Origin of the sequence: Streptomyces sp. MI02-7b (assembly GCF_033793585.1) — a bacterium.
GTDB lineage: Bacteria > Actinomycetota > Actinomycetes > Streptomycetales > Streptomycetaceae > Actinacidiphila.
On sequence record NZ_JARAWX010000017.1, the window covers coordinates 37056 to 50363 of the forward strand.

Annotated in this window: 10 protein-coding genes and 2 pseudogenes; 4 read left to right on the forward strand and 8 right to left on the reverse strand. The window is 68.9% G+C overall.

Going from position 1 to position 13308, the window contains the following annotated elements; translation table 11 throughout:
* Positions 1 to 81: 81 nt before the first annotated feature.
* Both PV364_RS26030 and PV364_RS26035 read left to right on the forward strand, forming a co-directional pair.
* On the forward strand, positions 82 to 1146 hold the full coding sequence (locus tag PV364_RS26030) for a hypothetical protein (RefSeq protein ID WP_319662741.1): 1065 nt from the start codon (positions 82 to 84) through the stop codon (positions 1144 to 1146).
* A gap of 183 nt (positions 1147 to 1329) precedes the next feature.
* Complete coding sequence (locus PV364_RS26035) at positions 1330 to 2637, forward strand: MFS transporter (RefSeq protein ID WP_319662742.1); 1308 nt, start codon at positions 1330 to 1332, stop codon at positions 2635 to 2637.
* Positions 2638 to 2826: 189 nt separating this feature from the next.
* Here PV364_RS26035 and PV364_RS26040 read toward each other — a convergent pair.
* The 4 genes and pseudogenes from PV364_RS26040 to PV364_RS26055 form a co-directional block, all read right to left on the reverse strand.
* Positions 2827 to 3006: pseudogene (locus PV364_RS26040) on the reverse strand (NUDIX hydrolase); the annotation flags it as partial.
* A 183-nt stretch (positions 3007 to 3189) separates the two neighbouring features.
* On the reverse strand, positions 3190 to 5052 hold the full coding sequence (locus PV364_RS26045) for an ABC transporter ATP-binding protein (protein WP_319662894.1): 1863 nt from the start codon (positions 5050 to 5052) through the stop codon (positions 3190 to 3192).
* A gap of 514 nt (positions 5053 to 5566) precedes the next feature.
* The gene (locus PV364_RS26050) at positions 5567 to 6694 is read right to left on the reverse strand and encodes a hypothetical protein (protein ID WP_319662743.1); all 1128 of its coding nucleotides are present in this window, start codon (positions 6692 to 6694) and stop codon (positions 5567 to 5569) included.
* Between the two features lie 82 nt (positions 6695 to 6776).
* Positions 6777 to 7259, reverse strand: a complete 483-nt coding sequence (locus tag PV364_RS26055) for a TauD/TfdA family dioxygenase (protein ID WP_319662895.1) — start codon at positions 7257 to 7259, stop codon at positions 6777 to 6779.
* On the opposite strand from PV364_RS26055, the gene PV364_RS26060 reads away from it, so the two are divergent.
* On the forward strand, positions 7141 to 7689 hold the full coding sequence (locus PV364_RS26060) for a hypothetical protein (RefSeq protein WP_319662902.1): 549 nt from the start codon (positions 7141 to 7143) through the stop codon (positions 7687 to 7689). The genes PV364_RS26055 and PV364_RS26060 overlap by 119 nt on opposite strands.
* A 30-nt stretch (positions 7690 to 7719) precedes the next feature.
* Here PV364_RS26060 and PV364_RS26065 read toward each other — a convergent pair.
* From PV364_RS26065 to PV364_RS26080, 4 genes and pseudogenes are all read right to left on the reverse strand, one after another.
* Positions 7720 to 8091: pseudogene (locus tag PV364_RS26065) on the reverse strand (2-dehydropantoate 2-reductase N-terminal domain-containing protein); the annotation flags it as partial.
* A 109-nt stretch (positions 8092 to 8200) separates the two neighbouring features.
* Entirely contained in the window at positions 8201 to 8890 is a 690-nt protein-coding gene (locus PV364_RS26070) for a hypothetical protein (RefSeq protein WP_319662744.1), read from the reverse strand.
* Positions 8891 to 8965: 75 nt separating this feature from the next.
* On the reverse strand, positions 8966 to 9796 hold the full coding sequence (locus tag PV364_RS26075) for a sulfotransferase (RefSeq protein WP_319662745.1): 831 nt from the start codon (positions 9794 to 9796) through the stop codon (positions 8966 to 8968).
* Between the two features lie 313 nt (positions 9797 to 10109).
* Entirely contained in the window at positions 10110 to 10793 is a 684-nt protein-coding gene (locus tag PV364_RS26080; RefSeq protein ID WP_319662746.1) for a helix-turn-helix domain-containing protein, read from the reverse strand.
* A 936-nt stretch (positions 10794 to 11729) separates the two neighbouring features.
* Here PV364_RS26080 and PV364_RS26085 point away from each other — a divergent pair.
* On the forward strand, positions 11730 to 13139 hold the full coding sequence (locus PV364_RS26085; RefSeq protein WP_319662747.1) for a helix-turn-helix domain-containing protein: 1410 nt from the start codon (positions 11730 to 11732) through the stop codon (positions 13137 to 13139).
* Positions 13140 to 13308 lie beyond the last annotated feature (169 nt).

The window sequence follows — 13308 nt, forward strand, 5'->3', positions numbered from 1 at the left end:
GCAGGAACCGATGGCACGATCGCCCCACCGTTCCAGCCCCTTGCCGACGCACTCACCCAAGCGGAGAAGCCCTGGTCGGTCATGAGCTGGCTGCGGACCAGCGCCGCGGCTGGACTCCTCGACGAACTCACCACGGAGCACACCGAGATCAGTCATGGGCTTCTCGATCGGCTGCCTCAGAGCACGGTCACCCGCAATGTCCGGCACCACCTCGTCATGACCGGAGCCCTCCCCGAACGCCACGAGACCTTCGCCCGGCTCGAACTGTGGGCGAGAGCCACCCTCGAAGCCTTGCCCCCACACCAGTCCCGGATCGTCAGTCCCTTCGCAGAATGGCACGTCATCAGAGATGCACGCCACCGAGCGGAACGCGGACGCTACACCCCAGGCGCCGCCACCGCAGACCGCGGCAACATCCGAGCCGCCATCCTCCTGCTGAACCGGCTCGACCAGCACCAACTCACACTCCCGGACCTGCGCCAGGAGGACCTGGATCTGTGGCTTGCGCAGAACCCCACCCGACGAAATGCCGTCCATTCCTTCGTCCGATGGCTCACGAAGCGAAGACTGACCCGGCCGCTCGTGGCGCAGCTCGTTCGTAAGGGATTCCCTGCGAATTTCCAGACGGACGACGAGCATGAGCAACAGCTGCGGAGATGCCTTACCGACGAGGCTCTGCCCCGAGAACTCCGCATCGTGGGAGCCCTGATCCGTCTCTACGCGCTTCCCATCTCGCGCATCAAGGAGCTCACTACTTCCCAGTTCCACCAGAACGACGCGGGTGCCTTCCTCACCATCGATCGCCACCCCGTGCTGCTGCCGCCGACGCTGGCCCGGCTCATCAAAGCCCACATAGCCAGCCCGCAGGCCAGCTCGATGCTCAAGTCCCGCGCGTCCTCCGGACCCGACTACCTTCTCCCGGGTCGACACGCAGGTCGCCCCCTGAGCGCCAGTTACCTCATCAAACGGCTGCGGAACCACGATCTGCCCACCCTTGCGGCACGCAACACGGCGATGATCACCGCCATCACCGAGCTGCCGCCGATCGTGGTCAGCGACCTGTTCGGGCTTTCGGCCTCCACGACCTTCCAGTGGGCCAAATTCGCCCAACAGAACTGGACCGACTACCTCGCGCTCCAGGAGTAGTGCAGCCATCACGTCCCTTGTGACCTTCAGCGGTAGTTGACCAGGTGCGTTCAAAGACATTTATCCAGTTTGCTCAGAATTGACCACCGCAGCTCGACGTCAATGCGGAGTTGCGCTGAAGCAGCCGCCGCGTTCCACCTCCTCTCGTGGGTAGCGTTGCCACGACTCAAGGAAGGGATGGCCATGGCTTCGAAGCAGAGCCGTTGGGGTGTGCTGGTGCAGCGGGATTTCCGCCTGCTCTGGATCGGCGAGACAACGAGTGGCCTGGGAAACGGCATCACCACGGTCGCTCTGCCTCTCGTGGCCGTCCTCGCATTGCGAGCAGACGCCCTGGATGTTGGCCTGCTCGCCGCGGCCGTATGGCTTCCCTGGCTGATCGTCGGGTTACCGGCTGGCGCTTGGGTCGACCGGCTATCCAGACGCCCCATCATGATCGTCTGCAATCTCGTGTCCGCGGCAATGTACGCGAGTGTGCCGGTCGCGGCCTGGCTCCACCAACTCACACTCGCCCACCTCTATATCGCGGCGCTGGCATGTGGCACCTCGGCAGTGTTCTTCAACACCGCATCCCACGCATTTGTACCCACCCTCCTCGGCGGCCAGGACCTCGCGGATGGAAACGCCAAGTTGCAAGTCAGCGAGGCTGCGACACGCGTGCTGGGGCGCAGCGTGGCTGGCTTCGTCGCCCAGGCTCTCGGTGCGGCCACGGGGCTGCTCATGGACGCTCTCACCTTCCTCGTCTCCACGGCCTGCCTGCTCAGGATCAGAACGCGTGAGGACAGGCCCGTACGCCAGGAGAAAGGGGCCAGCCTGATCCGAGAGATCGGCGTCGGCCTGCGCTTCCTCGTTCACGATCCCTACCTGCGCCCCATAGTGATCTATGGAGCCACCCTCAATCTCCTGCTCATGGGCTACCAGGCCGTCCAGATCATCTTTCTCGTTCGGACGGTAGGCGTAGGCGCCAGCGCCGTGGGCGTGCTGGTCATGTGCGCAAGCCTTGGCGGGACACTGGGCGCCCTGATCGCCACGCGTCTGTGCCGTCGCTGGGGAACGGGACGGACGATGATGATCACGCAGGCGCTCGCCTGCCCGTTTGCGTTGCTGTTGCCACTCACCACGGCCGGCGCCGGCTTGTTGCTGTTCAGCGTAGGAGCCTTCGTGCTCGGCGTAGGCGTTGGAGTGGGCAACGTCGTCGTAGGCACCTTTCGCCAGAACTACTGTCCGCCAGATATTCTCGGCCGCGTCGCTTCCGCCTCCATGGCCACCAACCAGGGCACTATCGCCATCGGCTCTGCACTGGGCGGCCTTCTGGGCTCGGCCATTGGCATTCGTCCCACGATGTGGGTGATGACGGTACCCCTGGCCGCCTCCTGGCTGCTCCTTGCGTTGAGCCCCGCAGGCAAGGTGCGCGAACTGCCGCTCACCGTTGCGGCAGGCCGTCCTAGCCGGACAGGCGATACAGCTCCGCTGCCGGAGGTAGCCGGAGGATAGCCCGCCGGCCGCTTCCCTCACTTGCCCGCGGAAGTCGGAGAGGATTTGAGAGTCGATCACGTCACTCGCCCCCGAATACTGCAGGGTTGGAACACTGCCTCTTCCCCAGTCCGGGGCGCCGAGGAACTGCGGGGTGAGACAGAGGTCGGCCGGCCGCAGGCCGGTCTCCTCGCACACTTCCCGCAGTGCCGCGGCCAGCAGTGTCCGGTCCCCTTCGATGTGGCCGCCTGGGTTGAGGAGTAGCCCTGTGCTCCGGTGGCCGATGTGCAGGACGCGCTGTTCACGGTCGATGACCGCCGCGCTGCACGTGACGTGGCCGGGGAGCGTGGCGCGGTGGGCCGGGTCGGCGGCGCCGTCCAGGAGGGACATCAGCCCGGCGAGGGAGTCCCGCTCGTGCGGATGCCGGGCCAGGTACGCCTCGGCGGTCGTGCGGATGTGGGAGCGGGTGAGCGTCACGTCATCACCTCGGGACGGCGGAAGAGGGGCGGAGAGGTCCGCGGCGATAAGGGTGGTCGCTTCGGCGGGGCGCGCGGGAGTGGCGCGGGGGGCGGCTCACGCGGGGGTCTCGTGCTTGTCACCGTCGGGCTCGGACGTGATCTGGTAGGACAGCAATTGCTGGAAGAGACCGGGCTGTTGGGAGAGCTGGGCGTAGGTTCCCTCCTGGACGATCTTGCCTTCGTCGAGGACCACGATGCGGTCGGCGATGGCGACGTTGGTGATGCGGTGGGTCACCAGCAGTACCGCCCGGTCCCGGGCGAGGGTCCGCAGCCGCTGGAAGATGCGGAATTCGGCGCGGGGGTCGAGGTTGGCCGTCGGCTCGTCGAGGACCAGCAGACCGGCCGGGCGGAAGAACGCCCTGGCCAGGGCGATGCGCTGCCACTGGCCGCCGCTGAGTTCTTCCCCGTTGAGCCACTCGCGGGCCAGGAGGGTGTCCAGGCCGGCGCCGAGCTTGTCGACGACTTCGTCGGCGTCGGCCGCCTCGCATGCCTCGCGGACCGCTTGGTCGCCGCGGGCGGTGGGCTGTCCCTGGGTGACGTTCTCGCGCACGGTCAGCGGCCAGTGCGCGTAGTCCTGCGGCACGAGGGCGACTTGGCGCCACAGGGCCTGCGGGTCGGCATCGCCGGTGGGGACACCGTCCCACAGGACCTGACCGTCGGTGGGCAGGTAGAGGCCGCTGACCAGCTTCGATAGTGTCGATTTGCCCGAGCCGTTGAAGCCCACGAGCGCGGTGACCTCGCCGCGGCGCAGGGTGAGGGAGACGCCGGACAGGGCGTCGCGGTCCTTGCCGGCGTAGCGGTGGGTGACTGCCTTGATCTCGATCGTCTCCGGGGCCGTGGGGTGGTGCGGGCCGCGGCGGATGCGGAAGCCGCCGGCCTTGTCGAGGAAGCCGGTCCAGTCGTCCATGTACAGCCCGGTCCGCACCGCGCGGGCGCCGACGGCCACCAGGCCGCGGACCGACATGCCGACGGTCTGCAGGGCGAAGACGGCCGTGCCGGCATGTCCGACGGTGATCCGGCCCGTCGCGAGCAGCCACACGACCGCCGCCCACACCACGGCCGATCCCAGGCCCCCGCACATCGCGCCGACCAGGGACATCCGGGCGCCCTGGTCGGCCGCGGCCCGGTCCTCGCGGTTGATCCGGGCGACGGTGCTGCGGTAGCGGCCGGAGAGGAAGTCGGCCATGGTGCCGGCGCGGATCTGGTCGGCGGCGTCCTTGGTGTAGATGTGCCAGCGCAGCACGGACAGCATCCGGTTGTCGCCGTTGCTGCGGAGGTTCGCCAGGTAGCGGACGCGCGCGGCGCTGACCTGGGCAAGAGTCTGCGGGAGGCTGGCGGCGACGAGGAGGGGGAGAAGCACCCAGTGCACGCCCGCCAGGACGATGGCTCCGGCGAGGAAGGCGGCGGCCGAGGCGATCAGGTCCTGGCCCTCGTTGATCAGGTCGCCGGTGACCTGGGCGCCGCGATCGGCGGCCTCGCGGTCCCGGTTGAAGTCGGGGTCGTCGTACGCGCACAGCTCTACCTCGGCGCAGCCGGTGAGCAGCATCTGCTCGGCCTCGCGGGACATCAGCGGACCCAGCCGGGAGGAGAGCGAGTTGACGGTGATGCCCAGGAGCGCGCGCACGCCGGCGGCCCCGGCGAGCAGGGCGACGGAGGGCCACGCCTGAAGGAGCCGGTGGTGGACGTCTCCGTCGCGCAGCAGGGCGGTCAGGGTGCCGGCGATGGCGACCAGGCCCAGCGCCTGCATCACGCCGGTGACCAGCTGGCACAGCAGGAGGCCGACGGTCGCCCGCCGGTCGACGCGCCAGGCCAGGGCCAGCGAGCGGCGGACCAACTGCGGCAGGCGGCGGGCCATGTCCCGCATCCGGATCGAGCGGCCGGCCGCCTCGCGGCTGCCGGTCAGGTCGATGTAGCGCATCTGTCCCTCGGGCGTCGGCGCGGTGGCCGCCGAGGGGGCGGCCCGGGAGGGGGCAGGGGACGGCGCGGTGGTGGTGCGCGGTCCCGGAACGCTGTCGGCTGATGCATCGGTGGGCTCACTCATGCCGCCCACCCCGTATCCGGGCGTTCTGAGGTGCGCGTGCCGTCAACGCCGTGGGTGGGGTGGCCGAGTCGCCGTTCGATTCCGGGAGGCTGCTGCAAGGGGGTGAGGGTGGGGTGCATGGCGTCCTCCGTCTGGGCGTCGGTGTGGCACTGATGCTCTAAAAACGCGGTGGATCTGGTCCCGTCACGGCCCGATCGGAGGGCATTTGGTGAACGCGAGTTCGAATGCCGGGGTCGGGCCGTGCGGGCTCTGGGCAGTCGCCGCTCAAACTCGTTCGATCAGGTCGAGTCACTCCTCCGGGGGATTGCGGACAGCACGGACCGGGCCGGGGCGCGCGACGGCGGCGGCCCGGAGGCAGCTTCTCGGGGCTGGAAGGGCTGGAGCGCGGGGGTCAGGTGTCGAGGACGGTGAAAGCGACTGCCGGGAAGCGCCGGCCGTTGACCTGGAGAGCGAGGGAGTAAGAGCCGGGGGAGACCTTCCATCGCGCGGTCGAGCGCAGCGGGTGCGCCTTGGCGAGCTTCAACTCCTGGCCCGGCTCGGCGGTGGCGCGGCGCAGGAAGGCCACCTTCTCCCGCGGTCGGCCGCTGGGCCCCGTGGTGGCGATCACGATCATCACGTGCACAGGGGCGGTCGCGGTGGCGGTGAGCGCGGCGGAGAAGTTCAGGGTGTCGCCGGCGCGGAGGGCGGTGCGTTCCAGGGCGATCGGGGTGAGGGAGATGGGTGCGTCGTGGGCGTAGCCGAGGAGGGCGTAGGCGGGCGGCCAGCCCTCCTTCAGCCGGTTGCTCAGGGCGTTGCGGGCGAGGAAGGCGAACTGCTCGCCGGTGACCCGGCCCGAGGCTTTCCACCGCTGGAGGGTGGCCAGCGCGAGGTCGGGCTGGGTGGCGGCGATGTCCCCCAGGTGGTTGGCCACGGAGGTGCGGACGTAGAGGTGCGGGTCGTCGTAGAGGGTCTCGAGGACGGGCAGGCCCGCGTCGGCGGGGAGCGCGATCCGTGGGGCCCAGGGCAGTAGGGGCCGGGTGGCCTCGCTTGCCAGCCGCCGTACGCGGAAGTCCTCGTCGCGGCTCCACGCGTCGACGGCCTTCATCGTCTCGTCGGGAAAGTCGGCGAGAAAGTGCCGCACCGGGAGCTCGGCGGAGAAGTACCCCGTGATACGGGCCAGCGCGGCGAGCGACCGTTCCAGGTGCTCGGCGGTGCGCAGGTAGCGGGAGACGTAGTCGGAGTGGGGCGAGTAGAGGTGCAGCCCGAAGTCGTTGGTCACCCCGGCGGCCGCGGGCGTCGGCGGCAGCGAGCACAGCAGGATGTCGAGCGCGTCGGGCCCGGTGACCGGGAGGTGGTCGTGCAGGCCCTGGCTGGTCCGGGCGATCCGGGCGCTCAGCTCCAGCCGGGGAAGGTCCGCCATCACCGACGCCACGAACGCGTCGGTGTTGAAATCGGGGCACACGGCGTGGACTTCGCGGCCGATACGGGCGATGCGCTCGGCGTTGAGGGCGGTCTCTTTCAGGGGAACCTTCGCGGTCATGGGCAAACCCTAGGGCCGGTACAGGGGCATCCTCGTGTTCTCGCCGCGGGTCATCCATCGGTGTGAACGCGGTGGCTTCGGCTTATCGGACGGCGGCGCGATAGAGCAGCCGGCGGTGGTGGGAGCTGTCACAGGGAGAGGCGGTGTGGAGGGTGGCGAGGTTGTCCCACACGACCAGGTCGCCCTGCTCCCAGCGATGGCTGTAGACGTACGGCGCGCTGGTCGCGTGCTCCAGCAGCTCTTCCAGCAGCGTGCGGCTCTCCTGCTCCGCGAGCGTGCTGATGCCGCTGATCACCATGGAGGCGAGCAGCAGCGAGCGGGCGCCGGTTACGGGGTGGGTCAGCACGAGCGGGTGCACGACCTCCGGAGTCGCGGCGCGCGCACGGCAAGGAGCCGAGGAACTGCCAGGACTGCGCCACCATCCGGAAAAACCGCAAGAAGTCGGGGTGGGACATCCCGCCACGGCGCTGGCCGGCCTGGGGACCCCAGCACCGGCAGGCACCGAGAAGCAGCCGTACTGCTCGTGTGCACGATGCCTGTTCCCCACGACCATCGGCGCGATCATCCGGGGCACCAGGGAAGACGGTACCCCCGAGCCGATCGGCGCCGCCGTCGGCTTCTACACCCCATGCCCTCGTGACGACTACACCAGCCCTGTGGTGCCACGCGAACAGCGGCCCTTCGCCTGGGCCACGCGGTTCCTCACCGAGGCCGGCTGCCTGGTCCTGGACAACCGCGAGTGCGTCGGACTGTGGCCGGTTGGGGTCCGACACGACGACGCCCTCTTCGCCGAGACCGGTCTGGGCGGCGTCGACGACCTCACCGACGATCCGGAGGAGGAAGGGGGAGAGAAGGAGGACGGCTTCGGCGCCGACGAAACCCGCACTGACCTGGGATCCCCCGTTGGGGGGTCCGCCTGCGCAGACACCAAGCGGGCCGATACGGTCATTGTGGGCGCCGCCGCCGGCCGCCAGAATCAGGAGGAGGGTCGATGACCACGCCGAACGTGCTCACGGTCCTGCCGCGATGATCTGGCTGACGCGCAGGTGGCTGTGCCGCTCAATGCCCTTCATGAGCGAGACGATCACGGTGTCGGGTCCGATGAGCGGTGCCCATGCGGTGAGGCCGGTCCTGATCGTTTGGGCAGGGACGGAGAGCGCCAGGATGTCGGCACCGGCCAGCGCGGTGGCAGGGTCGGTCGTCGCGGTCAGGTTGGTGGGCAAGTCGACGTCGGGGTGATAGCCGGGGTTCCGGTGAGCGGTGTTGATCGCTTCGGCGATCTCGCCGCGGCGGGCGTGTACGGTGACGTCGGTGCCGGCGTCCGCCATGATCTTAGCGACTGCTGTGCCCCATGAACCGGCAGAGAACACCGCCGCGCGAGCAGCCGGGTGGCGCACTCTGGGATCCTCTCGCCGGCCGGACCGCCGCCCTGTGGCGAGCGGAGCCTGGACATCCTATGGGGGGCGGTACGGGCAATCCGGGCCACGACAGACCGCAGGCGGCGTGTCAGGCGTTGAACATCCGATGCATGAGGAATGCCCACGGCGAATCATGGGCCGTCACCGCCGACGAGATGCGCTGGCTGAAAGCGTCGTAGGCAGCGTCCTGTGCTGAATCCAAGGCCACGACCTGGCCGGTCAGTTCGTCAGGGATGCACGAGAGCAGGAGATCGTCGGGCTTGATCTGCAGCACGTTCAGCGCGCGCTCGAAGCCGTCGACGCACTTGGTCGGTGAGGACATCCCGCCGGGGCTGGAGGGCGTCAGGTCTTCCGCGATGCGGCGCAGACTGTCCACGAGCTCTGGATCGGTGTCGCGCTCCACTGCAGTCTGCAGTCGGTGGAGCAGACCCGCGAGGGCGCTCAGGTCCTCGGGGTCCACGTGCAGGACGTAGAGCTGGACGTGCCGGTCGCCGCGGGGGCTGTTGAGTGTGTATCCGCCAGCGGCGGCATCGGGGAAGAACACCTCGCCGCGGCCGACGCGCAGGGCCAGTTCCCGCAGTGGGCCCGGAAGGGCGCGGAAGACCCTCTCCCAGGCGCGGTAGGCGTGTGTGACTAGCACCGGCCAGTCGAGGGCCTCGTACATCGGTGAGGGGTACAGGGCCTGGGCGTCGAGTTCGAGGGAGTGGAGGAACGGGTCCTCCATCGCCATGAAGTGGGCGAGCCACACCGCGTCGGCGGGCACGAGCCTGCGAAGCACAGTGCTTCCTTTCGGTGGGACCGTGGGGATCGGGCCTTGAGGCGACGTCGCGGTGACGGCGCCGGCAGTGAGGACTCAGCGGCCCGACTCCGGCGCCCGGGGTAAGGAACCCTGGGGCCCACTCGTGAACAGGATCGTCACCAGGCGGGCGCCCGGTGCGGTGTCGAGGTGTGCGGTCATGAGCTGTGCGGTGCCAAGGCCGTGGACCGGGTGACGGAAAGGCCGGTGCGCCTCCTCCTGTGCGCTCGGCATCTCCGGCGCGTTCCGGAGCGCCTTCTGCAGGCGGTCGTCGGACTCCAGCTCGGCCTGTAACGAAGCCAGTTGAGGCGCATACGGGCCGTTCGTGGCGGCGACATCGAGCCGGGAGACCAGGTAGGGCGCCCAGGCGGTGTCCCAGTCAGCGAGCACGTGATCCCGGGCTTCAGAGTCCAGTAGCAGCCACCGCCACATGCTGGAGGGCAGTTCACCGCGGGAGAAGAGGGCCTTGAACGCCTCGTTGCTGGCGGCGATGTCACCGCCGTGCTTGACCACGCAGGACATCGAGGCTTGACCGTCGACCACCCGTTGCCACAGGGATGAGACCTCGTCGCTCGGGTTCAGCACGTACGGAGGCCTGATGCCGGGGAACAGGTCCTGGTGTGCCCGGTAGTAGTCCTCTTCGCTGAAATTCAGCAGCGTTGCTACGCGACGCACGTAGGCGGGCGAGGGGACAAGGGCCCCGGATTCGAATTTCTGGTAGACGCCGGCACCGCCCTCAAGGGCCTCGTCGAGATCCGCCTGTCGTAGCGGCTTGCGACTGTTTCCCGCATGGGGGAGGGCCTTGAGTCCGATGTCCGGTCGCGTCAGGCTTCTGCGGTATTGCCGGAAGAGCACCTGGTACTCACGCCTGGCAGCCCCTGAAGACACGAAACGACCTCCTTTTCCGTCAATAGGTCCGAATGGCCCGGCTCATTGCTCGGGCATGCGAGCAGCGGGTACCGTGCGATTCCCCTGACGCAGGGACGCAGCAGTTCCGATCAAACCACGCACCTGGTTGGTTTGGTGAGAGGGTCTTGGAATCGCGTCCCTTTGATGCCGAAATGCCTCACCGCAAGGCATCCGAATACTGGTACGCCGTCACATTGCCGCTGGGCACCACGCCCCGAGGGGGTGGAGGTCTGACGCGGACCCTGTGTTCACGCGCCAGACCAGCCTGCGGCTCACCGCCAGGGTCGCAGGGCTACTTCTCCGGCCCCGCTTCGTGTACGTGGGCAGGGCCGAGGGAGGCGGCCTTCACCAAGCGTGCGCCCCGGTCGTTGGCGAGGTCGAGGCGCCTCATGGTCTCCGGGGTTGCGACTCCCCGGGCCAGGGTCTGGAACATGATGGCGACCTCGTCCTCCAGGACGCCGGGGGTCCGCTCGTTGCGGAGCATGAGGTCGATGCCGGTGAATGCGGCGACCCAGACGCGGCTGGTGTTCTGGTAGTTCACGTCGGGGAGCAACTCGCCCAGTTCGTCGGCCTGCCGGAAGAGGTCGGCCACCATCGGGATGTAGCCCCTCCAAAGGGCCCCGAAGAACTCGTGATCCTGCTCGGTGGCCAGTCGCGCGGCCGCGCGCACCTCGAACTCGCGGGGCGTGCGGTAGGCCAGGACCATGCCGGCGTCCACGATGTCCTGGAGCCTGGGGACTTGCCCGGCGACGGACTCCTGCTCGAACCCCGCCTCCACCACCGCGGCGGCAATCGCAGCCTTGGAGGGGAAATGGTGGTAGAGGGCCCCCTTCTTCACGTCCGCCGAGGCCTGGATGTCGCGGATCGAGACCTTGTCGTACCCCCGGTCAGCGAACAACTCGGCAGCACCGCGGATGATCCGCGCGCGCGTCGCGATCCCGCGCGGCTGCGGTCCCCGTCGTTCTACCACCTGCATGCTTTTCCTCCTGCTGCTGTGCTGTGCATTGCGACCCACCGGTGACCGGAGGGAACCGCACGACCGGTCGGCACCTACTGGGGTTCCACTCGGTCGTTCAGCCCCACGGTGACGACACAGTGCGAACCGAGCGCGGTGACACCGGAGTCGATCGGCTAGTCGCCATTATCCGAACCCGCGGTGTGCACACCACATCAACATTGCAAATCTGTGCCCTCCCATGAATCATGATCTCGATCAAACCACGCACCTGGTCGGTTTCGCGAGCGTGGACAGGTTCCGACTTCATGTGACGGGGGTCACCATGGCAAGTCGAACGGCACCGCAACGCAGTCTCCAGCCCGCAGCACGTGCGGGCTACCCCATGGTGCCGCGAACGCAGCACGCCGCGGCGACTGCGGCGAGAGCTGGTCCGGCGCGTGACGCGACCGCGCTCACCCTTCCAGACCTCCGTTCCCGCGCCCGTCAGCCAGGCACGCGCCCGCTCACTCAACCCCGGAGCAAACCAGCCGGCAGGCTAATCAACCGCATCAACACCCTGCGGTACCGCGGCCCCACCTTCCCGCCCGCGAAGGCCGACGCAGCCGGACAGGGCTCGGGTGCTGACGGACACGCGGCGCCGGCGTCTTCCCTCCGGTCCGGCTCACCCGAGCGACCGGTACGTCACCGTGAACTGCTGAAATGTGCGACGCGATGCCCTTGTAGGTCTGGCGCCCACGCGCGGGCCGACTCGCCGGCGCCTGCCGCCTCTGCCGCGTCGAACAGCGCCCATCAGGCGTCCGTTGCCGCACAGGCCGCTCGGCAGCTGACATCAGGAGCGTGCGCCTGACCAATCTCTAAGTTGCCGCAGAACAGCGCCCTGCCTTGGCCTCCAGGCCCGTACCGCCCGACGCGGCGCCACGGGTCCATGTCGCGCTACCCAGAAACGGATCCCTCGTGCCAATCTCCCCAGGTGCCGCCCGCGGTGGGCAATCCGCTCTCGAACCGGCCCCCCTGCTGCTGCCCGAGGGCCAGCAGTGGCTGTCGACAACCTCAAGCCGCATCGCGCCCGACCCGTACTCCTGGATGCAAGCCGTCTGCTGGGCACGTCTCGCATCGGCTTACCGCCCGGTCCGGGATCACGGCCCGAAGCGCATCGGGGAAACGACTTTGCGGGTTGCCGCCGAACTGGCCCGTCTCTCCCCATGCCGCCCCAGCGTCGACCACCTGGTGCAGGCACTCGGGCTGTCCCGACGCACCGTGCAGTACCACCTGGGCATCCTGCGCGAGTCCGGCCTGCTCACCTACCGGTCCAAGGGGACACGCGTCGCCGGCATCGGAGGCCGGGCCTCCGAATTCGTGTGGACGATCCCGGAAGCCTTCGACACCGCCCTCGGTCTGATCACCCGCCCCAGCGACCGCTACATCCGGGCTCTGACCGGGGTAGCCGACAGCGGCCGCGCGCTGATGCGCCGCCTGGCGAGGATGGCGCGCAGCCTGACCCGGCGTGGCCGTCGGCGCCGCGCCCCAAGCCGCTCTGCGGTCCGATCCTCGGCGACGTCGCCTTGCACCCCAATGGAGGGTGGCTCAAGTCGTCTTGAAACTGCGGGTACTACCTCCTCTCCCTCTGAGAGCAAGCTCCGTCAGGGGAAGAACACCTCGCGATCACCTCGCAAAGGCGGCCGACGACGCCCGCTCAACAAGGTGGGCCGTCGCTACCAGCTGGCCCGCGAGCTCATCGCCCGCATCGCCTGGCTGCGCGGCTGCTCGGTCCCGCGGATCGCGTGGGTGATCCGCTCCGTGGCGGATGCCGGATGGAGCGCGGATGAAGTGTGCGCCTGGCTCCATCTGCGGGGCGAGCCCAACCGGGTGCACCGCGCCTCCGGCCTGCTGGCCACGCTGCTGGACGGGGTCGCATCCATCCTCGACACCCCGAGCAGACGCGCCCGGGCCGTGGAACGGTGGCACGCCGCCCTCGAGGCCGCCCGACGACACGCCATCGTGCGGGTGCGGGACCGCGGTGAACGGTTCGACGGGGACTGGCAGATGCCCAGCAGTCTCGCCGTCCGTCGTAGGGTCGCCCTGGCGGTCATGGAAAGTGCTGCCGCGGCTACCGGCGGGGGAGAGGAGCTGCCTGCCCTTGCCAGCCCGCAGGATCTGACCAGCGAAGAGTCGCAAGCGATGCGGCGCGCGGCATGGGCCGCTTTCCTGTCCGGCGACGGCTCCCTGGTCACCTCTGCCGTTCAGATCCTCGGCCGGCTAGCCGCCGAGGCCGTCTACGGGCCGGAGCTCGTTCACCGGACCTTGCAGGTCTCTCGGGCGACGTCGCTGACGACGGTCGGGCGAGGAATGAGCAGGTCCCGATGACGTGGGCGGCCGGGGCGGGGGTGGGTGCAACGGTGCATCCACTGCACGGTAAGCTCGCTGACCCGGTATCACGGATATGCCCAGCGTCCGGTGCGACACAAGTCGCGTACGCCACAGGCGCGTTGCGCATCAGCGCATATTCCGCGGGTAGATACCGCCATTCCGGTGG

Bases quoted from the DNA above. Each gene is read 5' to 3' on its own strand.
- PV364_RS26035 (WP_319662742.1), top strand. From the start codon at position 1,330: ATGGCTTCGAAGCAGAGCCGTTGGGGTGTGCTGGTGCAGCGGGATTTC.
- PV364_RS26055 (WP_319662895.1), bottom strand. From the start codon at position 7,259: ATGATCGCGCCGATGGTCGTGGGGAACAGGCATCGTGCACACGAGCAG.
- PV364_RS26080 (WP_319662746.1), bottom strand. From the start codon at position 10,793: ATGCAGGTGGTAGAACGACGGGGACCGCAGCCGCGCGGGATCGCGACG.
- PV364_RS26050 (WP_319662743.1), bottom strand. From the start codon at position 6,694: ATGACCGCGAAGGTTCCCCTGAAAGAGACCGCCCTCAACGCCGAGCGC.
- PV364_RS26030 (WP_319662741.1), top strand. From the start codon at position 82: ATGAGCTGGCTGCGGACCAGCGCCGCGGCTGGACTCCTCGACGAACTC.
- PV364_RS26045 (WP_319662894.1), bottom strand. From the start codon at position 5,052: ATGCGCTACATCGACCTGACCGGCAGCCGCGAGGCGGCCGGCCGCTCG.